At 71.7% G+C, this 21037-nt stretch carries 23 protein-coding genes; 9 read left to right on the top strand and 14 right to left on the bottom strand.

Annotated elements, in window-relative coordinates:
* Positions 1-215 precede the first annotated feature (215 nt).
* Complete coding sequence (gene aspS / locus CR162_RS10840; RefSeq protein ID WP_099095572.1) at positions 216-2018, top strand: aspartate--tRNA ligase; 1803 nt, start codon at positions 216-218, stop codon at positions 2016-2018.
* 86 nt (positions 2019-2104) lie between these two features.
* Entirely contained in the window at positions 2105-3100 is a 996-nt protein-coding gene (locus CR162_RS10835; protein WP_245870265.1) for an EipB family protein, read from the top strand.
* A gap of 55 nt (positions 3101-3155) precedes the next feature.
* Here the strand turns inward: CR162_RS10835 and CR162_RS10830 are convergent, their stop codons facing one another.
* From CR162_RS10830 to CR162_RS10820, 3 genes are all read right to left on the bottom strand, one after another.
* Positions 3156-4166, bottom strand: coding sequence for an asparaginase (locus tag CR162_RS10830; RefSeq protein WP_099095571.1), 1011 nt, complete (start codon positions 4164-4166; stop codon positions 3156-3158).
* 75 nt (positions 4167-4241) lie between these two features.
* Positions 4242-4712, bottom strand: coding sequence for a hypothetical protein (locus CR162_RS10825; protein ID WP_099095570.1), 471 nt, complete (start codon positions 4710-4712; stop codon positions 4242-4244).
* A 53-nt stretch (positions 4713-4765) separates the two neighbouring features.
* A complete protein-coding gene (locus CR162_RS10820; RefSeq protein WP_099095569.1) occupies positions 4766-6145 on the bottom strand; it encodes an MATE family efflux transporter in 1380 nt (459 codons plus the stop codon).
* A gap of 288 nt (positions 6146-6433) precedes the next feature.
* Here CR162_RS10820 and CR162_RS10815 point away from each other — a divergent pair, with 288 nt between their 5' ends.
* The 7 genes from CR162_RS10815 to CR162_RS10785 all read left to right on the top strand — a co-directional run bounded on the left by CR162_RS10815 (position 6434) and on the right by CR162_RS10785 (position 12337).
* The gene (locus tag CR162_RS10815) at positions 6434-6739 is read left to right on the top strand and encodes a hypothetical protein (RefSeq protein WP_099095568.1); all 306 of its coding nucleotides are present in this window, start codon (positions 6434-6436) and stop codon (positions 6737-6739) included.
* Between the two features lie 117 nt (positions 6740-6856).
* Positions 6857-7915: an alpha/beta hydrolase gene (locus CR162_RS10810; protein ID WP_099095567.1), complete on the top strand. Its 1059-nt coding sequence runs from the start codon at positions 6857-6859 to the stop codon at positions 7913-7915.
* A gap of 220 nt (positions 7916-8135) precedes the next feature.
* A complete protein-coding gene (locus tag CR162_RS10805) occupies positions 8136-8342 on the top strand; it encodes a cold-shock protein (protein ID WP_099095566.1) in 207 nt (68 codons plus the stop codon).
* Between the two features lie 145 nt (positions 8343-8487).
* Entirely contained in the window at positions 8488-8688 is a 201-nt protein-coding gene (locus CR162_RS10800; RefSeq protein WP_099095565.1) for a hypothetical protein, read from the top strand.
* A 110-nt stretch (positions 8689-8798) separates the two neighbouring features.
* On the top strand, positions 8799-10580 hold the full coding sequence (locus CR162_RS10795) for an IlvD/Edd family dehydratase (RefSeq protein WP_099095564.1): 1782 nt from the start codon (positions 8799-8801) through the stop codon (positions 10578-10580).
* Entirely contained in the window at positions 10580-11329 is a 750-nt protein-coding gene (locus CR162_RS10790; protein ID WP_099095563.1) for an SDR family oxidoreductase, read from the top strand. Before CR162_RS10795 ends, CR162_RS10790 begins: the two co-directional genes overlap by 1 nt.
* Before the next feature lie 162 nt (positions 11330-11491).
* Complete coding sequence (locus tag CR162_RS10785; protein ID WP_099095562.1) at positions 11492-12337, top strand: fumarylacetoacetate hydrolase family protein; 846 nt, start codon at positions 11492-11494, stop codon at positions 12335-12337.
* A 48-nt stretch (positions 12338-12385) separates the two neighbouring features.
* Here the strand turns inward: CR162_RS10785 and pncA are convergent, their stop codons facing one another.
* The 11 genes from pncA to CR162_RS10730 all read right to left on the bottom strand — a co-directional run bounded on the left by pncA (position 12386) and on the right by CR162_RS10730 (position 20970).
* Positions 12386-13003 carry a bifunctional nicotinamidase/pyrazinamidase gene (pncA, locus tag CR162_RS10780; protein ID WP_099095561.1) on the bottom strand — a complete coding sequence of 206 codons (618 nt, stop codon included), beginning with the start codon at positions 13001-13003 and terminating at the stop codon, positions 12386-12388.
* On the bottom strand, positions 13000-13638 hold the full coding sequence (gene ureG / locus CR162_RS10775; RefSeq protein WP_099095560.1) for an urease accessory protein UreG: 639 nt from the start codon (positions 13636-13638) through the stop codon (positions 13000-13002). The genes pncA and ureG overlap by 4 nt, the downstream gene beginning before the upstream one ends.
* Positions 13635-14372 (bottom strand): urease accessory protein UreF, encoded by a 738-nt coding sequence (locus CR162_RS10770; RefSeq protein WP_099095559.1) that lies wholly within the window; start codon positions 14370-14372, stop codon positions 13635-13637. The genes ureG and CR162_RS10770 overlap by 4 nt, the downstream gene beginning before the upstream one ends.
* Positions 14311-14865 (bottom strand): urease accessory protein UreE, encoded by a 555-nt coding sequence (locus CR162_RS10765; RefSeq protein WP_099095558.1) that lies wholly within the window; start codon positions 14863-14865, stop codon positions 14311-14313. The genes CR162_RS10770 and CR162_RS10765 overlap by 62 nt, the downstream gene beginning before the upstream one ends.
* 80 nt (positions 14866-14945) lie before the next feature.
* Positions 14946-16658, bottom strand: a complete 1713-nt coding sequence (gene ureC / locus CR162_RS10760) for an urease subunit alpha (RefSeq protein WP_099095557.1) — start codon at positions 16656-16658, stop codon at positions 14946-14948.
* Positions 16659-16660: 2 nt separating this feature from the next.
* Positions 16661-16966 (bottom strand): urease subunit beta, encoded by a 306-nt coding sequence (locus CR162_RS10755; RefSeq protein WP_099095556.1) that lies wholly within the window; start codon positions 16964-16966, stop codon positions 16661-16663.
* A gap of 11 nt (positions 16967-16977) precedes the next feature.
* Positions 16978-17280: an urease subunit gamma gene (locus CR162_RS10750; protein WP_099095555.1), complete on the bottom strand. Its 303-nt coding sequence runs from the start codon at positions 17278-17280 to the stop codon at positions 16978-16980.
* Between the two features lie 57 nt (positions 17281-17337).
* Positions 17338-18165, bottom strand: a complete 828-nt coding sequence (locus CR162_RS10745) for an urease accessory protein UreD (protein ID WP_176559811.1) — start codon at positions 18163-18165, stop codon at positions 17338-17340.
* Positions 18166-18191: 26 nt separating this feature from the next.
* Positions 18192-18398: a hypothetical protein gene (locus CR162_RS10740; protein ID WP_099095553.1), complete on the bottom strand. Its 207-nt coding sequence runs from the start codon at positions 18396-18398 to the stop codon at positions 18192-18194.
* Between the two features lie 212 nt (positions 18399-18610).
* On the bottom strand, positions 18611-20143 hold the full coding sequence (locus tag CR162_RS10735) for a UxaA family hydrolase (protein ID WP_099095552.1): 1533 nt from the start codon (positions 20141-20143) through the stop codon (positions 18611-18613).
* 188 nt (positions 20144-20331) lie between these two features.
* Positions 20332-20970 carry a redoxin domain-containing protein gene (locus CR162_RS10730; protein ID WP_099095551.1) on the bottom strand — a complete coding sequence of 213 codons (639 nt, stop codon included), beginning with the start codon at positions 20968-20970 and terminating at the stop codon, positions 20332-20334.
* Positions 20971-21037: the final 67 nt, after the last annotated feature.

The raw sequence follows: 21037 nt of genomic DNA, 5'->3' as shown, positions 1-21037 counted from the left end.
GGGGGAGGGGCAGGGGGAGGGGCAGGGGGAGGGGCAGGGGAAGGGGCAGGGGAAGGGGCAGGGGAAGGGGCAGGCGGAGGGGCAGGCGGAGGGGCCGCCCGCCACCGTGGCTTTCCGGCCGCGCCCGGGCCGCAGGATGCGCTCCGCCCTTGACACCGGGGCCTCCGGCGCCCCTTCTGCGGCCCTTTCCGTCCGAGCCTCGGGGTTTTTCATCGATGCACGCCTACCGCACCCATTCCTGCGGCGCGCTGCGCGCCAGCGACGCGGGGCAGACCGCCCGCCTCTCCGGCTGGGTGCACCGCAAGCGCGACCATGGCGGCCTGCTCTTCATCGACCTGCGCGACCATTATGGCGTGACGCAATGCGTCATCCCCGCCGGCTCGGATGTCTTCGCCCAGGCTGACGCGATCCGCCCCGAGAGCGTGATCACCGTCACCGGCGAGGTGGTGGCCCGCGAGGGCGCCACGGTGAACGACAAGCTGCCGACCGGTGCCATCGAGCTGCGGGTGAAGGCGCTCGAGGTGCAGTCCCATGCCGAGGTGCTGCCGATCCAGGTGGCGGGCGAGCAGGAATTCCCCGAGGAGCTGCGGCTGCGCTACCGCTTCCTGGACCTGCGGCGGGAGAAGCAGCACCGCAACATCATGCTGCGGGCCGGCGTCATCGCCTCCATCCGGCGGCGGATGATCGAGCAGGGCTTCACCGAGCTCCAGACGCCGATCCTGACGGCGAGCAGCCCCGAGGGCGCGCGGGACTTCCTGGTCCCCTCCCGCAACCACCCCGGCACCTTCTACGCGCTGCCGCAGGCGCCGCAGCAGTTCAAGCAGCTGGCCATGGTGGCGGGCTTTGACCGCTACTTCCAGATCGCCCCCTGCTTCCGCGACGAGGCCTCCCGCGCCGACCGCTCCCCGGGCGAGTTCTACCAGCTCGACTTCGAGATGAGCTTCGTCACCCAGGAAGACGTCTTCGCGGCCATCGAGCCGGTGATGGAGGGCGTGTTCAACGAGTTCGGCAATGGCCGCAAGGTGACGCCGGCCCCGTTCCCCCGCATCGCCTATGACACCGCGATGCTGGAATACGGCTCGGACAAGCCGGACCTGCGGAACCCGCTGAAGATCACGGATGTGACGGAAGCCTTCCGCGATTCCGGCTTCGGGCTGTTCTCCAAGGTGGTGGCCTCGGGCGGCATCGTGCGCGCTATCCCCGCGCCGGGCGCCGCGGACCGCCCGCGCGGCTTCTTCGACAAGCTGAACGAATGGGCCCGCGCCGAGGGCGCCGGGGGCCTGGGCTACATCCAGTTCGCGGCCGAGGGCCCCAAGGGCCCGATCGCCAAGAACCTGGAGGCCGAGCGCGTCGAGGCCATCCGGAGCGCCTGCGACCTGCAGCCGGGCGATGCCGTGTTCTTCGCCGCCGGCAAGAAGGATGAGACGCCGAAATTCGCCGGCAAGGTCCGCACCCGGCTGGGCGAGGAGCTGAACCTCATCGAGCAGGGCGAGTTCCGCTTCTGCTGGATCGTCGACTTCCCGATGTACGAACTGAACGAGGAGACCGGGAAGGTCGATTTCAGCCACAACCCCTTCAGCATGCCGCAGGGCGGGCTGGAGGCGCTGAACACGATGGACCCGCTGGAGATCAAGGCCTTCCAGTACGACATCGTCTGCAACGGCATCGAGCTGTCCTCCGGCGCCATCCGCAACCACCGCCCCGACATCATGATCCGCGCCTTCGAGATCGCGGGCTACACGGCCCAGGATGTCGAGGAGCGCTTCGGCGGCATGCTGAACGCCTTCCGCTACGGCGCGCCGCCGCATGGCGGCTCGGCGCCGGGCATCGACCGCATGGTGATGCTGCTGGCCGACGAGCCCAACATCCGCGAGGTCATCCTGTTCCCGCTGAACCAGCAGGGCCAGGACCTGATGATGGGGGCGCCCGCGGCGGTGGAGCCCGCGCGGCTGAAGGAGCTCTCCATCAAGCTCGATCTGCCGCCCGCCAAGGGTGCGGCCGGGCCCAAGGCTTCCTAACTCTGCCGGATGGCGCGCGGGGCGGGGGTTCCGCCGCGCGCGCCCCGGGCCATACTCGGGCCCGGACCCTCGAGAAGGATCATCCCATGCGCCTGCGCGATCTCCTGGCCGGACCCCGGACCCTCCCCGCACTCGCCCTGCTGGCGGCGCTGGGAGCGGCGGGCGGCATGGCCGGGCCCGTTGCCGCCCAGGCGCCGGGCGCGCCGCCCGAGGCCGCGCCCGGAAAGGCCGCGTCCGGGAAGCCGGCGCCCGGCAAGGCCGAGGGAGGCAAGGCCGAGGGAGGCAGGGCTGAGGGAGGCAGGGCTGAGGGAGGCAGGGCCGAGGCTGGCAAGGCCGAGGCTGGCAACGGGGCGCTGGAGATGGCGCCGCACCGCGCCGCCTACCGGCTGACGCTGGACCGTGCCCGCCAGGGCGGCGAGGTGATCCAGGCCGAGGGCGCCATGCTGTTCGAGGTGATGGATGCCTGCGACGGCTGGACCACCCGCCAGCGCCTGCAGCTGGTGGTGGCGGACCGCGCCGGCCAGACGGTGGAGACGTCCTCCGACTACTCCACCTGGGAAAGCAAGGATGGCAGGCGCCTGCGCTTCACCCTGACCCAGGCCGCCCAGGGCGCCGTGACCCAGCGCATCAGCGGCGAGGCGGAGCTGGATGGCGCCAGCGGCGGCAGCGTGACCTATGAGGCGCCCAGCGCCACCCGGCTCCGCCTGCCGCCCGGCACGCTGCTGCCCATGGCGCACACCATCCGCGCCCTGCAGATGGCGCGCGCCGGCCAGCGCATGCTGGTGACGCCGCTGTTCGACGGCACCGGCGAGGATGGCGCGCAGGACAGCACCACCATCCTCTCCCCCTGGACGCCCGCCCCCGCCGAGCCGCGCTTCCCCCTGATGGCGGGGCAGGCCAGCGCGCGCATGCGCATCGCCTTCTTCGGCAAGGAGGCCGCGGCCGGCGCCAGCGCCCCGGAATACGAGGTGGGGCTGCGCTACTACGCCAATGGCGTGGCCGACGAGATGAAGATGGATTTCGGCGACTTCGCCGTGGACGCGGCGATGGAAAGCCTGGACCCGCTGCCCGGGCATTGCTGAGCGGAACGGGGCGGGGGGTTGATCTTCCCCGCCCCCTTCCGCCTCCGGCCGGCCCTCAGTAGGTGTCGAAGATCCGCGTGATCTCGGCCGGGTCCCGCGTCACCGTCAGCGCCATGGCGAGCAGGATGCGCGCCTTCTGCGGCGTCAGGTTGTCGGCGGCGAGCAGCCCCTGCCGGACCATCTTCTCGCCCCGCACCACCCGCCCGCTGCCGACGCGGGTGGACTGCACCACCACCACACCCGCCTTCACCGCCTCCGCCAGCGCGTCCGCCTCGGCCGGCGTGGGCGAGCCGGGCGCGAAGCCGGCGCTGACGATGCCGCGCGCCCCCGCCGCCACGAAGGCGCGGATCGCGGTGGCGTCGGCATCGGCGTGGGAATAGGCGATGTCCACCCGCGGCAGGGTGTCGATGGCGCGGAGGTCGAACTCGGTGTCGGGCATCACGCGGCGGGTGGGGCGGCGGTAGAACGCCACGCGGTCGGCGTCCGCCTGGCCGAGCACGCCGAAATCGGGGGTGCGGAAGGTCTGCATCCGCCAGGTGGCGGTCTTGCTGACCTCGCGCGCGGCGTGGATCTCGTCGTTCAGCAGCAGCAGCACGCCAAGGCCGCGCGCCCCGGGGCTCGCCGCGGTGCGCACCGCGTTCAGCAGGTTCATCGGCATGTCGGAGGAAAGGCCCGAGGCGGGGCGCTGGGCGCCCACCATCACCACGGGGACGCCGACCTTGAGGCCGAGGTTCAGGGCGTAGGCCGTCTCCTCCATGGTGGAGGTGCCGTGGCCGATGACGATGCCGGCGAGCCCCGGGATCTCCGCCGCCGCGCGGTGGCACTCCAGGGCGATGGCCTTCCAGTCCCGGAAGCCGATGCGGCTGGAGATGACGGCGCTGTAGGGGCGGGGGATGACCTCGGCCACCCGCGCCAGCTCCGGCACGCGGGCCAGGATGGCCTCCGCCTCCATCACCCGGCCGTGGCGGCCGTAATCCTGGATGTCCAGCGCGTCCTGGCCGAGCGAGGCCATGGTGCCGCCGGTGCCGATGAAGGCGATGCGGGGCAGGGCGGGCGAATTGGGCATCGGCGCGGGCTCCTGTGCAGGCGTCCGCGCCGCTTTAGACCATCCGCCGCGCCTCCGGAATCGGCCGCGCCGCGATCAGGCGGCGTGCAGGCCGCCGGTGGGGTGGGCGGTGGGGGTGTTGGTGGGGTTGTCGGGCGACTTCCAGGGCAGGCTGTCCGCCCGGGTGACGACCAGCGTGCCGAAGCTGGCCGATTGCGGCACCTGCCGCAGCAGCCGCGCCGGCTCGCCCCGATGGAAGACCAGCAGGGCGGCCTCGCCTTCCGGTGCCTCCTCCTCCGGGCCGGCCCGGCCGATCTCCAGCACCATCCCCCCGCTCAGCGCAGCGAGCGGCGTGGTGGCGTGGCGCAGGCGCCATGGCCCGGCCCGCACCGCGCCATCCTCGCCGGTGAAGGCGCCGAGGGCCTGCCGCCACAGGGGCGGCGGCGGCAGGAGGCGCAGCAATTGCCGCGCATCCTCGGCGGGAAACACATCCTCCGCCCCATGGATGATCCGGTCCACGAGGGCGGCGACGAGCATGCGGTCGGTGACGCCGGGGGGGAACGTCATTGGCTGGCTGCTCCTGGCCTGCTGGGAACCGGTGCAGTGTGGCAACGGAGCGGCTATTTCTCCACAAGTCCCAGTCCAGAAGTTGAGAAACTTTCCGTGTTCTGGGGCGCTGCCGGCGCCGCATGGCCGTGCCGGGCCATCCTTGCCCAGCGCAGCGTCATCAGCACCGCGACGATGGCGAGGCCGCTGGCAAGCCCGACCCAGACGCCGAGCGGCCCCCATCCGGCCGGGAAGCCGAGGCCGAGGCCGATCGGCAGCCCCAGCCCCCAGTAGCCCAGCGCCGCGATCAGCATCGGCACGCGCGTGTCCTTCAGCCCGCGCAGCGCGCCGGCGGCCACCGCCTGCACCCCGTCGGCCAGCTGGAACAGCCCGGCCATCATCAGCAGGGTGACGGCGAGCGCCCGCGTCTCGGCCAGCTCCGGCGCCAGGAACAGGGCGGCGATGCGGTGGGGCACGCTCAGCAGCACCGCCGCCGCCAGCAGCATGAAGCCGGCGCCGAGGCCGATGGCCGTCCAGCCCGCGCGGTGGGCGCCGGCCGCGTCATGCGCGCCGGCCGCCAGCCCCACCCGCGCCGTGGCCGCCTGGCCGATGCCCATGGGCACCATGAAGCTGGCGCTGGCCACCTGCAGCGCCACCGCATGCGCCGCCACGGCGCCGGGGCTGAACCAGCCCATCACCAGGGCGGTGGCGCTGAAGATGCCGATCTCCAGCAGCATCGTGCCGGCGATGGGCAGGCCGATCACGACGATCTCGCGCATCCGCCGCCAGTCCGCCCGCCAGAAGCGGCCGGCGAGGCGGAAGCGGGACAGCCGCCGGTCGAGCGCCACCCACAGCGCCAGCCCGGTGAACATGCTGCCATTGGCGACCGCGCTGGCGATGCCGGCGCCCAGCACGCCATGGGACGGCAGGCCGAAGCCGCCCCCCACCAGCGCGTGGTCGAGCACCGCGTTCAGCCCGATGGCCCCCATCGAGACGCAGAGCGCCGGCCCGGGCCGCTCCAACGCCGCCAGGAAGCCGCGCAGCAGCAGGAAGCCGTAGAACGGCACCATCCCCCACAGCAGGGCCCGGTTGTAGGTCTGCGCCGCCTCGGCCAGGGCCGGGTCCTGGCCGGTGGCGCGCAGGATGGCGCCGGTGTGCCACAGCGCGAGGCCCAGCACGGCGAAGAGCGGCACGATCAGCCAGGCGCCCTGGCGCACGGTGCGGCGCATCTCGCGCATGTGGTGGCGCACCCGGCCGCGCTCCTGCGCCAGCATGGCGGCGGTGGCGAAGGCCAGGCCGAAGGGCAGCGCCATGGCGATGAAGTAGAGGTTGCCGCCCAGCGTGGCGGCGGCCAGCGGCACCTCGCCAAGCTGGCCGAGGAACAGCGTGTCGGTCAGCACCAGCGCGACCTGGGACAGGTTGGTCAGGGCCAGCGGCCAAGCGAGCGCCAGCATGGCGCCCAGCTCCCGCGCCCATCCTGCGCGCGGCAGCGGCCTCCTTGGGTTCTCTTGCATGATGCGGCGCTCCTTAGCGCAGGACGTGCCGCCTGGCTCGCGACGATGCCGTGTAGGCGGCCCCGCGCAGGAGGCGCGCGCAAGAGGCCCGCGCAGGCGGGGCCGCCCGCCCGGCCGGTGCCAAAGGTGCAGCCCGGCGCCGCCTGCCGCGTTAGCCCCGCGACAGAGGCCCCGCGCCCCGCCCCGACCCGCGCCGGGGGGAGCGGGCCGGCACAGGAAAGGCGCCCCATGACCGACACCGCCCTGCTGACCGAGGACTTCATCCGCCAGGCCGCCGGAACGCTCGCCACGGACGGCTTCCTCACCGACCGGCACGACTTCGTGCCGCCGGGCCAGTCCGTCGCCGGGCGCTGCGGCGAGGTCCAGGCGGCGCTGGAAAAGGCCGGCCACGCCCTGCCGCTCGGCGAGGTGCCGATCAAGCACATGTCCCAGGGCACGCTGGTCTGCCTCTACAACACCGCCATCTTTCCGCGGAAGGCGGAGGCCTACCAGGCCATCCACAACTGGCTGGACACGCGCTTCGAGCAGTCCTGACCGCCGCGGCCCCGTGCCAGGCGGGGCGCCGGGGGGATTCCCGAGGGCGCGCGATCTGCTCTAGGCTGCGGCGAATCCAGGGCCCGCGAATGGGCGGGCCGGCTTCGGGAGAACGCCATGCGACGCCGCGCGCTGCTCGCCGCCCCGCTCCTCGCGCCCCCGCTGCTCAGCCTCGCCGCCGCGCCCGCCGTGGCGCAGCCGGCCGGCGTCGCGATGGACGAGGTGATGATCCCCGGAGGCGATCCGGGCATCCAGCTCTACCTGCGCAACAAGCGGCCCGAGCAGGCCGCCGCCGCGCGGCCGGACAGAACCATCCTCTGCGTCCATAGCGCCACCTACCCGGCCAGCACCACCTTCGACCTGGCGGTGGGCGGCGTTTCCTGGATGGACTACATGGCCGGGCGCGGCTTCGACGTCTGGTGCCTGGACCTGCGCAACTACGGCCGCTCGACCCGCGAGGCGGCGATGGGCCAGCCGCCCGAGGCCAACCCGCCCCTGACGCGCGGGGAGGTGGCGCAGAAGGACATCGCCGCCGCCGCCGCCCATATCCGGCAGCAGCGCGGCCTCCAGAAGCTCGTGCATCTGGGCTGGTCATGGGGCAGCAGCCTGCAGGCCCGCTTCGCCGCCGACAACCCGGCGCTGGTGGAGCGGCTGGTGCTCTACGCCCCGCAATGGCTGCGCGAGGGGCCTTCCCCCGCCGCCGCCGGCACGGCGGGCGAGACGCTCGGCGCCTATCGCAGCGTGACCCGCGCCCAGGCCCGCGCCCGCTGGATGAACGGCGTGCCGGAGGCGCAGCGCGCCCGGCTGTTTCCCGCCGGCTGGTACGAGCACTGGGCCGATTCCACCTTCGCCACCGACCCGGAGGGGATGCGGCAGGTGCCTTCCGCGCTGCGCGCGCCCAATGGCGTGCTGCAGGATTCGCGGGAGTTCTGGCAGGCGGGCCGCCCCTATTACGACCCGGCGGCGATCACCGCGCCGACCCTCGTGGTGCTGGCCGAATGGGACCGGGACACGCCGCCCTCCATGGCCATGGCATTGTTTCCGCTGCTGACGAACAGCCCCGGCAAGCGGCTGGTGCTGCTCGGCGGCGGCACCCACGGCATCATGCTGGAGCGCCAGCGCGGCGCGCTCTTCCAGGCCGTGCAGGTGTTCCTGGAGGAGGCGATCGGCGGCTGATCACGCGGTTGATTTCGGGTCAGGCCGTCATGCCGGTTGTGGAAGCGCTTCGGTGCGCCTAGATAGGGTTCGTCGACTGTTTGTTTTGGTTCGGCTTGCTGTTCCAGCTCGCCCATCCCGCGCTCGCGCGGGAACGTAGCGTGCCTGGTGCCCGTTCCCATACGAAGTTGATCCGCCGCGCATGTCGTGCGGCGGCAACGCATTCTGACGGAGCACCGCGATGCCCATCGGTACCGTGAAGTGGTTCAACCCGACCAAGGGTTTTGGTTTCATTCAGCCGGAAGACGGCTCCAAGGACGTGTTCGTGCACATCTCCGATGTGCAGCGCGCCGGCCTGCAGGGCCTGCAGGAAGGCGAGCGCGTGGAGTTCGAGCTGCAGCGCGGCCGTGAAGGCAAGGTCTCTGCCGGCAACCTGAAGCAGGCCTGAGGCAGGCTGGCCCTGCCGCCGCCGCGCGGCGGGGCTCCCCCAGGGATCGCGAGCCGGGCACGCCGATGGCGCCGCCCGGCTCGCCTCGTTCAGGGCCCCCCGCAAGGCCCTTTCCCTTATCCCAGTGAGTGAGGGCGCTCCTTTCATGGCACGCATCCCCAATTACGGACAGCAACGGGCCGAGCGGAACCGCGCCAAGCAGGCCAAGGCAGATGCCAAGGCGCAGCAGCGCGAGGAAGAGCGGGCCCGCCGCAAGGCCGCCATCGCGGCCGGCCAGGACCCCGATATCGGCGAGCCGGTGACGCTGCCGCCGGACGGCGAGACCGAGGACGAGAAGGCCGGCTGAACCCGGCGCGGCGGCGGCTTTTTCCGGCCGCCGCGCGGACCGCCGCATTGACAGTGCCGTCCCTGGCGGCGGACCCTGCCTTCCAATGGGAGAAGCGGGGAACGCCTCAGATGGACCAGACCAAGAAGAATTTCAGGCTGCGCAGCCAGCGCTGGTTCGACGACCCGGAAGACCCGGGCATGACGGCGCTCTACATCGAGCGCTTCCTGAATTTCGGCCTGACACGCGGCGAGCTGCAATCGGGCAAGCCGATCATCGGCATCGCCCAGACCGGCAGCGACATCGCCCCCTGCAACCGCCACCACCTGGCCCTGGCCGAGCGGGTGAAGGCGGGCATCCGCGATGCCGGCGGCATCCCCCTCGAATTCCCGATCCATCCCATCCAGGAGACCGGCAAGCGCCCGACCGCGGCGCTGGACCGCAACCTGGCCTATCTCTCATTGGTCGAGATCCTGCACGGCTATCCGCTGGATGGCGTGGTGCTGACCACCGGCTGCGACAAGACGACGCCCGCCTGCCTGATGGGCGCGGCCACCGTGAACATCCCGGCCATCGTGCTCTCGGGCGGCCCGATGCTGGACGGGCACTGGAAGGGCCGCCTGTCCGGCTCCGGCACCATCGTCTGGGAGGCGCGCAAGCTGCTCGCCGCCGGCGAGATCAACTATGACGGCTTCATGCAGATGGTGGCGAGCAGCGCGACCTCGGTCGGCCACTGCAACACCATGGGGACCGCGCTCTCCATGAACTCCCTGGCGGAAGCGCTCGGCATGTCGCTGCCGGGCTGCGCCAGCATTCCCGCCGCCTACCGCGAGCGCGGGCAGATGGCGCACGCCACGGGCCTGCGGATCGTGGACATGGTGCGCGAGAACCTCCGCCCCTCCGACATCATGACGCGCGAGGCCTTCGAGAACACCATCGTGCTGGCCAGCGCCATCGGCGCGTCGTCGAACTGCCCGCCGCACCTGGTGGCCATCGCCCGCCACATGGGCGTGGAACTGACCACCGAGGACTGGCAGACGGTCGGCGCCGACATCCCGCTGCTGGTGGACTGCCAGCCCGCCGGCCGCTTTCTCGGAGAAATGTTCTATCGCGGCGGCGGCGTGCAGTCGGTGATGAAGGAGCTGGCCGATGCCGGCAAGCTGCACACCGGGGTGAGAACCGTCACCGGCCAGACGCTGGAGGAGGACCTCAAGCGCGCGCCGCTGCCGGACCGCGAGGTGATCCGCCGCTACAGCGAGCCGCTGAAGGAGCAGGCCGGCTTCGTGGTGCTCTCGGGCAACCTGTTCGAGAGCGCGGTGATGAAGGTCAGCGTCATCGACGCCGAGTTCCGCCGCCGCTTCCTGTCCGACCCGGAGGACGTGTTCGAGGGCAAGGTCATCGTCTTCGAGGGCCCCGAGGACTACCACGAGCGCATCGAGGACCCCGATCTCGGCGTCGACGAGCACACCGTGCTGGTCATCCGCAACTGCGGCCCCGTGGGCTATCCGGGCAGCGCCGAGGTGGTGAACATGCAGCCGCCGGGCGCCATGATCAAGGCGGGGCTGCAAAGCCTGCCCACCATGGGTGACGGGCGGCAGAGCGGCACGTCCGCCAGCCCCTCCATCCTGAACGTCTCGCCGGAGGCTGCGGTGGGCGGCGGCCTCGCCCTGCTGAGGTCGGGCGACCCGATCCGCATCGACCTGCGCAGCCGCAAGGTGGACGTGCTGATCCCGCCCGAGGAGCTGGCCGCCCGCCGCGCCGCCTGGACACCGCCCAGGCTGCAGCACAAGACGCCCTGGGAGGAGATCTACCGCTCCATGGTGGGCCAGCTCGGCACGGGTGGCTGCCTGGAGCCGGCGACGCTCTACCTCAACATCCTCGAGACGCGCGGCGAGAGCCGCCACAACCACTGATGCCCGGCCGTCTCAATGGCAAGCACTGCCTCGTCACCGCGGCGGGGCAGGGCATCGGGCGCGCGGCCGCGCTCGCCTATGCGGCGGAAGGGGCCACGGTCTTGGCCACCGACCGCGACGCGGGCAAGCTCGCCGATCTCGCCGCCCATGGCATCGCCACCCAGGCGCTGGACGTGCTGGACGACGCGGCGGTGAAGTCCGCCATCGCCGCGCACGGGCCGTTCGACGTGGTGTTCAACTGCGCCGGCTTCGTCCACCAGAACGACGTGCTGAGCTGCACCGATGCCGACTGGGACTTCGCCTTCGCGCTCAATGTGCGCGCGCAGTGGAAGGTGATGCAGGCGGCGCTGCCGGGCATGCTGGGCAAGGGGGGCGGGGCCATCGTCAACATGGCCTCGGCCGCCGGCTCGGTGAAGGGGGTCGCCAACCGCTTCGTCTATGGCGCCACCAAGGCGGCGGTGGTGGGCATGACCAAGAGCGTCGCGGCCGACTATGTGGCGCGCGGCATACGCTGCAACTGCGTCTGCCCCGGCACGGTGGACACGCCCTCGCTCGGCGAGCGCATCGCGGCCAATGCGCGGGCGGCGGGCGGGCTGGAGGCGGCGCGCGCCGCCTTTGTCGGCCGCCAGGCCATGGGCCGGCTCGCCACGCCGGAGGAGATCGCGGCCCTGGTGGTCTATCTCTCCGCGCCGGAATCGGCTTTCGTCACGGCACAGGCCATCGTCATCGACGGCGGCTGGACGAACTGACGCGCCTGTGATGCGCTGGGTGACGCATGCGGGCGCCGCCCGCTGGCTGAAGTATGCGGCGCCGCCCGCTGGCTGAAGTGTGCGGCTCCGCCCGCTGGGCGGACCTCCGGCCAGGATCTATGCTCGGCCACGAACGAGTTCGCTGAAGGGAAACGCTGAACAATGAAGCTGCTGCGCTTTGGCCCGCCGGGCCAGGAGAAGCCGGGCCTGCTCGATGCCGAGGGACGGATCCGCGACCTGTCCGGCGTGGTGCCCGAGCTGGCGGGCGAGGTGCTCTCCCCGGCGGGGCTGGAGCGCCTCGCCGCGCTCGATCCGTCCTCGCTGCCGGTGGTGGAGGGCCATCCGCGCCTCGGCCCGCCGGTGGCCGGGATGAGGAACTTCGTGTGCATCGGCCTCAACTATGCCGACCACGCTGCCGAGACGGGGGCTGCCATCCCGAAGGAGCCGATCGTGTTCCTGAAGTCGCTCGGCGCGCTGCAGGGGCCGAACGACGACGTCGAGATCGCGCCCGACAGCGTCAAGACCGACTGGGAGGTGGAGCTGGCCGTCATCATCGGCACCCGCGCCAAGCGCGTCTCCGAGGCGGACGCGATGTCGCACGTCGCGGGCTATGCCGTGTGCAACGACGTCTCGGAGCGCGAATGGCAGGCCGAGCGCGGCGGCACCTGGGACAAGGGCAAGGGGCACGACACTTTCGGCCCTCTTGGCCCCTGGCTGGTGACCAAGGACGAGGTGCCCGACCCGCAGGACCTCGCCATGTTCTGCGAGGTGGATGGCCACCGCTTCCAGGACGGCTCGACGCGCACGATGATCTTCGGCGTGGAGAAGCTCGTTTCCTACGTCTCCCACTTCATCACGCTGCACCCGGGCGACGTGATCTCGACCGGCACGCCGCCCGGCGTGGGCCTCGGCCAGAAGCCGCCGGTCTATCTGAAGGCAGGCCAGACCATGCGCCTCGGCATCCAGGGGCTGGGCGAGCAGACGCAGAAGACCGTCGCCGGACACTGACAGAAAAAAGATGGGGGCCTGGGGGAATTCCTTCCCCCAGACTCTTTTCTAGATGCTTGTACTGGTGATGAACCGCACGCCCCTGGCCCTGAGCCGCGCCGTTCCCGCCGCCGTCGCTTCCGGCGTGATGCCACGGCAGGCATCCTCCACCAGCACCACTTCGTAGCCCAGCTCCGCCGCGTCCTCGGCCGAGAAATCGGTGCAGTAGCCGCGCGCCAGCCCGGCGATGAAGACGCGCGTGATGCCGCGCTCCCTCAGGTAGCCATGCAGCCCCGTGCCGGTGCGCCGGTCGTTCTCGCGGAAGGCCGAGTAGCTGTCGATGGCGCGGCGGAAGCCCTTGCGGATCACCATCTGGATGCGGTCGGCGTTCAGCGCCGGGTGCAGCGCGGCACCGGGCGTGCCCTGGACGCAATGGTCCGGCCACAGCACCTGCTCACCATAGGAAAGCATGGCGGTGTCGAACGGCGCCTTGCCGGGATGCTGGCTGGCGAAGGAGGCATGGTCCGCCGGGTGCCAGTCCTGCGTGGCGGCGATGTTGCCGAAGCGTGGCATCAGCGCGTTGATGACGGGCAGCACCGCATCCCCTTCCGGCACGGGCAGGGCGCCGCCCGGCATGAAGTCCGGCTGCAGATCCACCACCAGCAGGAGGTTGTTCTCCCCGGTCATGCGGCGGGCTTCGCGCGCTTCTCGATGCCGCCGGATTCCAGGATGAAGTCGGCGATCTCGGCCACGCCCTGCAGCGCCTTGAGGTTGGTGAAGATGAAGGGGCGCGCGCCGCGCATCTTCCGCGAATCGCGGTCCATCACGCCGAGATCGGCGCCGACCAGCGGGGCGAGGTCGATCTTGTTGATCACCAGCAGGTCGGAGCGGGTGATGCCAGGGCCGCCCTTGCGCGGGATCTTGTCGCCGGCCGAGACGTCGATGACGTAGATGGTGAGGTCGGCGAGCTCCGGGCTGAAGGTGGCGGCCAGGTTGTCGCCGCCGCTCTCGATCAGCAGGATCTCGAGGCCGGGGAAGCGCCCCTCCATCTCCGCCACGGCGGCGAGGTTGATCGAGGCGTCCTCGCGGATGGCGGTGTGCGGGCAGCCGCCGGTTTCCACGCCGATGATGCGCTCCGGCGCCAGCGCGTCGTTGCGCGTCAGGAACTCGGCATCCTCGCGCGTGTAGATGTCGTTGGTGATGACGGCGATGTTGTGCGTGTCGCGCAGGTGCCTGCACAGGCGCTCGGTCAGCGCCGTCTTGCCGGAGCCGACGGGGCCGCCGATGCCGACGCGGAAGGGGCCGTTGGCGGGGATCGTCATGAGCGGAAGAGCCTCGTGTACTGCGTCTCGTGACGCATGGAGAAAAGATCGAGCATGGGGGCGGCGCTGCCCAGGCGGTCGAGCTCGGCGGCGAGCGCCGCATCGGTCGCGGCTTCCAGCGCGGGCAGCAGGCCAGCCGTGGCGATCTGCCCGTCCGTCTGGCCGAGCGGCACCAGCCGCACGCCGGCCGAGACCAGGTTGGCCGCGAAGGCGGACAGGAAGCCGAAGGCCGCCATGCGCAACGGCAGCCCGTGCCATGCCGCCGCGGCGCCGAAGGCCACCGGATGCGCCACGCTGCCGCCCTGACGCGCGGTGAAGGCGGCAAGGCGGGCATCCGGCCAGGCGGCGTTGGTCACCTTCAGGAAGGCGGCGCCCTGCGCCATGGTTTCCAGCGCCGTCTCGGCGGTGCCGCGCCAGGCGGCGGCGAGGGCGGCCACCTCGTCCAGCGCCGCGTCGTCCCCGGCCGCGGCGGCGCGGTGGGCGGCGGCGAGCAGCGCGCCGTCGATGCGCCCGGCACCCGCTTCCAGCACCGCGCTGATATAGGCGGCGAGGCCGTGGCGGTCGCGCACCGCGCCCTCCTCCACCGCCATCTCCAGCCCGTGGCTGTAGGTGTAGGCGCCCACCGGATAGGCGGGCGAGAGCCAGGTGAGCAGGCGCTGCAGCGCGGCCACCTCAGTGATGGTGGTGATGGCCATCGCCGTGGTCGTGGCCGCAGGCGCCATGCTCGTGGTCATGCGCGTGCCCATGCTCGTGGTGGTGGTGGCCGGCATGGCGGTTGTGCTCGCCATAGGCGCCGCCCTCGGGGTTGAAGGGCGCCTCCACCCTGGCCAGCGTGGCGCCGAGGCCCTGAAGCATCCGCTCGATGACGTGGTCGGCGCGGATCAGGATGCGCTCGGCGCCGATCTCGGCCGGGAGGTGCCGGTTGCCGAGGTGCCAGGCCAGCCGCATCAGGTGCAGCCCGTTCCGCGCGCGGATCTCCACCAGCGGCTCCGGCGCGGCGCGCACCAGGATGACGCCGCCGCCTTCCAGCAGCAGTCCGTCGCCGTCGCGCAGCACGGTGGCCTCGGGCAGGTCGAGCAGGAAGGCGGTGCCCTTCTCGCCGGTGTAGCGCCTGCGGCGGCGGTGGCGGTCGTCGAAATCCACCGTTACGGCGTCGCGCGCCGTGCGCGCCTGCCACTGCCCGGCCGGAAGGACCTGGGTCGCACGGGGAAGGGTGGCGTCGCTCATTCGTCTCGTCTCCAAAGTCCCCCTGACTTTCTGCCAGAAAAAAGAAGGGGGCCTGGGGGAATTCATTCCCCCAGCCTTGCTCAAAACAGGAAGTATCTCTGCGCCATCGGCAGCACTTCCGCCGGCTCGCAGATCAGCAGCTCGCCATCGGCCCGCACCTCGTAGGTCTCGGGGTCGATCTGGATGCGCGGCAGGGCGTCGTTCAGCACCATGTCCCGCTTGCCGATGCGCCGCGTGTTGCTCACCGGCAGCAGGGTGCGGGACAGGCCGAGCCGCCCCGCGAGGTCGCCCGCCTCCAGCGAGGCGCCCGAGACGAAGGTGACGGCACTGGCGTTCATCGCGCGGCCATAGCCCGCGAACATGGGGCGGTAGTGCACCGGCTGCGGCGTCGGGATGGAGGCGTTGGGGTCGCCCATCGGCGCCATGGCGATGCTGCCGCATTTCAGCACCATCTCGGGCTTCACGCCGAAGAAGGCGGGGGACCACATCACCAGATCGGCCAGCTTGCCCACCTCGACGCTGCCGACATGCGCGGCGACGCCCTGCGCGATGGCCGGGTTGATGGTGTATTTGGCGATATAGCGGCGGATGCGCAGGTTGTCGTTCTCGCCCCGCTCGCCGGCCAGGCGCCCGCGCTGCAGCTTCATCTTGTGGGCGCATTGCCAGGTGCGGATGATCACCTCGCCCACGCGGCCCATCGCCTGGCTGTCCGAGCTCATCATCGAGATGGCGCCGAGGTCGTGCAGGATGTCCTCGGCGGCGATGGTCTCGCGGCGGATGCGGGATTCCGCGAAGGCCACGTCCTCGGCGATGCGCGGGTCGAGGTGGTGGCAGACCATCAGCATGTCGAGATGCTCGTCCACGGTGTTCACCGTGTAGGGCATGGTCGGGTTGGTGGAGGAGGGCAGGAAGTTGGGCTCGCCGATGACGCGGAGGATGTCCGGCGCGTGGCCGCCGCCCGCGCCCTCCGTGTGGAAGGCCTGGATGGCGCGGCCGCCGATGGCGCGGATGGTTTCCTCGACGAAGCCGCTCTCGTTCAGCGTGTCCGAGTGGATGGCCACCTGGATGTCGAAGGCGTCGGCCACCGAGAGGCAGGTGTCGATCGCCCTGGGTGTGGTGCCCCAGTCCTCGTGCAGCTTGAGGCCGCAGGCGCCGCCGCGGATCTGCTCCTCCAGCGCCGCCGGCAGGGCGGCGTTGCCCTTGCCGAGAAAGCCGAGATTCATCGGGAAGCTCTCGGCCGCCTGCAGCATCCGTGCCATGTGCCAGGGCCCGGGCGTCGCGGTGGTGGCCAGCGTGCCATGCGCCGGCCCCGTGCCGCCGCCGAACATGGTGGTGACGCCCGAGGCCAGCGCCTCCTCGATCTGCTGCGGGCAGATGAAGTGGATATGCGGGTCGATGCCGCCCGCCGTCAGGATGCGCCCCTCGCCGGCGATGATCTCGGTGCCCGGGCCGATGATGATGTCGACCCCAGGCTGGGTGTCCGGGTTGCCGGCCTTGCCGATGGCGGCGATCCGCCCGTCCTTCAGCCCGACATCGGCTTTCACGATGCCCCAGTGGTCGATGATCAGCGCGTTGGTGATGACGGTGTCCATGGCGCCGCCCGCGCGCGTCACCTGGGACTGGCCCATGCCGTCGCGGATCACCTTGCCGCCGCCGAACTTCACCTCCTCGCCATGGGTGGTGAGGTCGCGCTCCACCTCGGCGAAGAGCTCGGTGTCGGCGAGGCGCACGCGGTCGCCGGTGGTCGGGCCGTACATGCCGGCATAGGCCGCGCGGGAGATGCGGTTGGCCATGCTCAGAGCCTCCCCTCGACCTGCCCGCGGAAGCCGTGCACGGTGCGGCCGCCGCCGAAGGCGATCAGCCGCACCGCGCGGCTCTGCCCCGGCTCGAAGCGGATGGCGGTGCCGGCGGGGATGTCGAGGCGCATGCCGCGCGCGGCGGCGCGGTCGAATTCCAGCGCCGGGTTTGTTTCGAAGAAATGGTAGTGGCTGCCGACCTGCACGGGGCGGTCGCCGGTGTTGGCCACGACCAGCTCCACCGCCTCGCGCCCCGCATTCAGCAGGATCTCGCCGGCGGCCGGGATGATCTCTCCGGGAATCATGGCGCTCCTCCTCAGCGGATCGGGTTGTGGACGGTGACGAGCTTGGTGCCGTCGGGGAAGGTGGCCTCCACCTGGATGTCGTGGATCATCTCGGGGATGCCCTCCATCACCTGCTCGCGCGTGAGCACGGTGGCGCCGTCGCGCATCAGCTCCGCCACGCTGCGGCCGTCCCGCGCGCCCTCCACCACATGGTCGGTGATCAGCGCGACCGCCTCGGGGTGGTTCAGCCGCACGCCGCGCGCCAGGCGCCTGCGGGCCACCTCGGCCGCCATGGCGACCAGCAGCTTGTCCTTTTCGCGGGGGGTCAGGTGCATGGAGCCATCCTGGGGCGGTGGGGAAGGGCGGGGGCCGGCATTGTGGCGCGGGGACGCTCAGCTGGTCCACAGGCGGGGCAGCTGCGGCGGCAGCTTCAGCACGGATGCCCGCAACATGGGCAGGGTGGCCGAGAGCGCGGCACGCACCGCCATGGCCTCGCCCAGCCAGCGGGCCAGCAGCAGGCCGGGGCGGGGGAGGGTGGCGTCGTGCCCGGCCCCGCGCAGCAGGTCGCGCCCCGCCAGGGCCTCGGCGGGGGAGGCGGCCAGCAGCAGCAGCGCCGCCGCCCCGGCGCCGTTGAAGCCGAAGCGCTGGGAGAGCCGCGTGCCGGGGCCGCCCGAAAGGTCGGTGGCGTCCGCCCAGTCCAGCCGCCCGTCGCGCCAGAGGCGCCAGGAATCGAACAGCGCGCCGCTTTCGAGACGCTCGCCCCGGGCGGCCCGGCCGAAGACCAGCATCTCCGCCGCCAGCAGCCGCGCGCCGGGGGCCAGCCGCACCCGCATGTGCCGCGCGAAGCGGGCGCCGTCGAACAGGATGGTTTCCTGCGGCAGCCATTCCAGCGTGGCGTCCCGCCGCAGCTCCAGCGTGGTGGAGACGAGGCTGTCCTCGCCGAGGCTGCGATAGATCTTCTCGGCCGCCGGGGTGGTCACGCCGGCCGTGCCGCCTTCGGCGATCTCCACCGCGACATCCAGCGAGTCGCCGCCCGCCAGCCCGCCGCCGACATTGACCAGCGCCGCCATGGGCGGCTCGCCCGGCTCGGGGGTGGGGAACAGCACGCGGAGCGGCGCGGCGTGGTAGAGGTGGCGCAGCGCCGTGCCGCGCAGCCTGAGGCCGAAGCCCAGCTCCGCCCGGCCATGGGCGCGCTGGTGGCGCGGAAGGGGAAGGGTCATGCTTTCCCGCTCTGGCAGGGCATCGGTCATGCGCCAGAAAAGCAAAAGACGTGCCGCCTGGCCACCGCTGCCCCGGCTGGGGCGGCGGGGCGCCTCATGGCGCGCCGGCTCCAGCTTTCCTCCAGCTTCGCCAGGTCCTGGAACAGGGAGAAGGCCTTGGCGGCCAGGCCGAAGGCCAGGAAGAGCAGGGGCAGCCAGACGGGGGCCAGCACGACGATCAGGACCGCCGCCACCAGGCGCCAGCCTCTGGAGACGCCCGCCCTTTCCAGCAGCGAAGGCGTCCTTTCCCCGGGTCGATCCTGCGCAGCCATGACTGCCCCCGTGACGGGGCGGGCCGCCCCATGGGCGTCCCGCCGCCGGGAAGCAGGCATTTTCAGTTATGATTTAGCAACAAAATAACGATCTGACGCCGCACCGGGAGGGGTGGTGCCCCTCCCGCCGCGCCTCACATGGTGGCGCCGATCGGCCAGGGCGCGAACTCCGCGCCGCCGAAATCGTAGTTCTCGCTCTTGGTCCGCTCGCCCGACGCCACGCGCAGGATGAGCTGGAAGATCCGCTCCCCGCATTGCTCCACGGTTTCGCGCCCCGAGAGGATGGTGCCGCAGTTCACGTCCATGTCCTCCTCCATCCGCTCATACATCGCCGAGTTGGTGGCGAGCTTGATGGAGGGCGCCGGCTTGCAGCCGAAGACGCTGCCGCGCCCGGTGGTGAAGCACACCATGTTGGCGCCGCCCGCCACCTGCCCGGTGGCGGCCACCGGGTCGTAGCCCGGCGTGTCCATGAAGACGAAGCCCTTCTCGGTCACGGGCTCGGCGTAGTCGTAGACGGCGGTGAGGTTGCTGGTGCCCGCCTTGGCCATGGCGCCGAGCGACTTCTCCAGGATGGTGGTGAGCCCGCCCGCCTTGTTGCCGGGGGAGGGGTTGCTGTTCAGCTCCGCCTGGCCGCGCGCCGCGTATTCCTCCCACCAGCGCATCAGCCCGACCAGCTTCTCGCCGACCTCGCGGCTGACGGCGCGGCGGGTGAGGAGATGCTCGGCGCCATAGGTCTCGGGCGTCTCGGAGAGGATGACGGTGCCGCCATGCCGCACCAGCAGGTCCGAGGCATGGCCCAGCGCCGGGTTGGCGGTGATGCCGGAATAGCCGTCCGAGCCGCCGCACTGCAGGGCGATGGTCAGGTTGCCGGCGGGCACCTCCTGGCGGTGCACCTGGTTGGCCTCGGCCAGCACCTCGCGCACGAAGGCGATGCCGGCCTCCACCGTCTTGCGGGTGCCGCCCATGGACTGGATGTCCATGTTGCGCAGGCGGCCTGCGAGGTTCTGCTCTTCCAGCAGGCCGGAGATCTGGTTCACCTCGCAGCCGAGCCCGATGGCGATGACATGGCTGAAGTTCACGTGGCGGGCGTAGCCGGCGAGCGTCCGGCGCAGGATGCGCAGACCGTCATTGTCGCCCATGCCGCAGCCGGTCTTGTGGGTCAGCGCCACCACGCCGTCCACATTGGGGAATTCGGCCAGCGGGTCGCTGCCGGTGAAGGGGTTGCGCTTGAAGGCATCGGCGATCAGCGAGGCGACATGGGCCGAGCAGTTCACGCTGGTGACGATGCCGATGTAGTTGCGGGTCGCCACCCGCCCATCGGGGCGCAGGATGCCCATGAAGCTGGCGGGCTTCGGCACGTAGAGCGTCGGCCTGGCATCCACGCCCCAGGCATAGTCCTTGTCGAAATCGCCCATGCCGCAGTTCTGGGTGTGCACCCAGTCGCCCGGCGCGATGGACTGCGTGGCGAAGCCGATGATCTGCCCGTAGCGCTTCACCGCCTCGCCCGGCGCGTGGGCGCGCACCGCCACCTTGTGCCCGGGCGGGATGCGCGCGCGGGTGAGCACGTTGGGCGCGACCGGCGTGCCTTCCGGCGCGGCGCGGCGGGCGATCAGCACGCTGTCCTCGGGGTGCAGGCGGATGAAGGGTGTGTCGGCCGCGGCGTCCATGTGCGTTTTCCTCCAGGGGGTGGAGGCAGTCTAGCGCAGGGGAAGGGCTTGCGAAGCCTTTGTCCGGAAAGGGTTAGCGCCGCCGCGCGGCAAGCGCGGGCCTGGCCGGCGCCGGGGCGTGGGCCCGCCGGGCGGCCGCCCACCGGGGGGGAAAGGCGGCGCCCCTTTCCCCCTCCCCCCGCCGCCGGTCAGGCGCCGGGCGCGTATTTGATGGCGCAGCCATAGTTGCGCGTCACCGCGCGCTCCACCGGCCTGCCATCGGCCACGGCGAGCATGGCGTTGCGCGCCAGCGGCTCGGCCTTCGCCACGTCCTCCACCTTGTTGGAGGCGATGCTGTCGATGCCGCCCATGTAGCGCAGCACCCCCGCCTGATCGATGACGTACATGTGCGGCGTGGTGGTGGCGCCATAGGCGCGGGCCATGCGGCTCTCGGGGTCGAGCAGCACGGCGGCGGGAGCGGCGCCGCGCTCGGCGGTCAGGCCGCGGGCGCGGGCGCCATCCACATGCCCCTGCTCGCCGGGCGGCGAGGAGATGACGGAAAGCCAGACGATGCCGCGCTCGGCCGCCTGCTTCTGCAGGGTCTGCATGTTGCTGCTGTTGTAGTGCTTCCGCACGAAGGGGCAGTCATGGTTGGTCCATTCCAGCATCACCACCTTGCCGCGGTAGTCGGCGAGGCGGCGGGTGGTGCCATCCTGGTCCGGCGCGGCGAAATCGGGCGCCGGCGCGCCGATGACGGGTGTGGCCCATGCCAGCCGGGGCAGGGCGGGCATCAGCACCGCGCCGAGGGGAATGGCGAGAGTGGCACGGCGGGACAGCAGCTTGGCCATGGTCGGTCACTCCAGGGTTCGGGGAACAGGCGCCGGCCCGGGAAGCCCGGACCGGGAAGCTCGGTCG

It is taken from the genome of Teichococcus rhizosphaerae (assembly GCF_002631185.1).
GTDB classification, from domain to species: Bacteria; Pseudomonadota; Alphaproteobacteria; order Acetobacterales; family Acetobacteraceae; genus Pseudoroseomonas; species Pseudoroseomonas rhizosphaerae.
Note: the sequence above shows the minus strand (reverse complement) of the source record. Positions and strands in the feature narration are given on the sequence as shown.

Excerpts from the sequence above, each read along its gene's own strand:
- CR162_RS10750 (WP_099095555.1), bottom strand. The coding sequence starts at position 17,280 with ATGCACCTGACCCCCCGCGAAAAGGACAAGCTGCTGGTCGCCATGGCG.
- CR162_RS10830 (WP_099095571.1), bottom strand. The coding sequence starts at position 4,166 with ATGCCCAATTCGCCCGCCCTGCCCCGCATCGCCTTCATCGGCACCGGC.
- CR162_RS10785 (WP_099095562.1), top strand. The coding sequence starts at position 11,492 with ATGAAGCTGCTGCGCTTTGGCCCGCCGGGCCAGGAGAAGCCGGGCCTG.
- CR162_RS10755 (WP_099095556.1), bottom strand. The coding sequence starts at position 16,966 with ATGATTCCCGGAGAGATCATCCCGGCCGCCGGCGAGATCCTGCTGAAT.
- CR162_RS10825 (WP_099095570.1), bottom strand. The coding sequence starts at position 4,712 with ATGACGTTCCCCCCCGGCGTCACCGACCGCATGCTCGTCGCCGCCCTC.
- ureG (WP_099095560.1), bottom strand. The coding sequence starts at position 13,638 with ATGACGATCCCCGCCAACGGCCCCTTCCGCGTCGGCATCGGCGGCCCC.
- aspS (WP_099095572.1), top strand. The coding sequence starts at position 216 with ATGCACGCCTACCGCACCCATTCCTGCGGCGCGCTGCGCGCCAGCGAC.
- CR162_RS10800 (WP_099095565.1), top strand. The coding sequence starts at position 8,488 with ATGGCACGCATCCCCAATTACGGACAGCAACGGGCCGAGCGGAACCGC.
- CR162_RS10810 (WP_099095567.1), top strand. The coding sequence starts at position 6,857 with ATGCGACGCCGCGCGCTGCTCGCCGCCCCGCTCCTCGCGCCCCCGCTG.
- CR162_RS10770 (WP_099095559.1), bottom strand. The coding sequence starts at position 14,372 with ATGACCACGAGCATGGCGCCTGCGGCCACGACCACGGCGATGGCCATC.
- CR162_RS10765 (WP_099095558.1), bottom strand. The coding sequence starts at position 14,865 with ATGAGCGACGCCACCCTTCCCCGTGCGACCCAGGTCCTTCCGGCCGGG.
- CR162_RS10835 (WP_245870265.1), top strand. The coding sequence starts at position 2,105 with ATGCGCCTGCGCGATCTCCTGGCCGGACCCCGGACCCTCCCCGCACTC.
- CR162_RS10735 (WP_099095552.1), bottom strand. The coding sequence starts at position 20,143 with ATGGACGCCGCGGCCGACACACCCTTCATCCGCCTGCACCCCGAGGAC.
- CR162_RS10805 (WP_099095566.1), top strand. The coding sequence starts at position 8,136 with ATGCCCATCGGTACCGTGAAGTGGTTCAACCCGACCAAGGGTTTTGGT.
- CR162_RS10730 (WP_099095551.1), bottom strand. The coding sequence starts at position 20,970 with ATGGCCAAGCTGCTGTCCCGCCGTGCCACTCTCGCCATTCCCCTCGGC.
- CR162_RS10815 (WP_099095568.1), top strand. The coding sequence starts at position 6,434 with ATGACCGACACCGCCCTGCTGACCGAGGACTTCATCCGCCAGGCCGCC.
- pncA (WP_099095561.1), bottom strand. The coding sequence starts at position 13,003 with ATGACCGGGGAGAACAACCTCCTGCTGGTGGTGGATCTGCAGCCGGAC.
- CR162_RS10745 (WP_176559811.1), bottom strand. The coding sequence starts at position 18,165 with ATGACCCTTCCCCTTCCGCGCCACCAGCGCGCCCATGGCCGGGCGGAG.
- ureC (WP_099095557.1), bottom strand. The coding sequence starts at position 16,658 with ATGGCCAACCGCATCTCCCGCGCGGCCTATGCCGGCATGTACGGCCCG.
- CR162_RS10820 (WP_099095569.1), bottom strand. The coding sequence starts at position 6,145 with ATGCTGGCGCTCGCTTGGCCGCTGGCCCTGACCAACCTGTCCCAGGTC.
- CR162_RS10790 (WP_099095563.1), top strand. The coding sequence starts at position 10,580 with ATGCCCGGCCGTCTCAATGGCAAGCACTGCCTCGTCACCGCGGCGGGG.
- CR162_RS10795 (WP_099095564.1), top strand. The coding sequence starts at position 8,799 with ATGGACCAGACCAAGAAGAATTTCAGGCTGCGCAGCCAGCGCTGGTTC.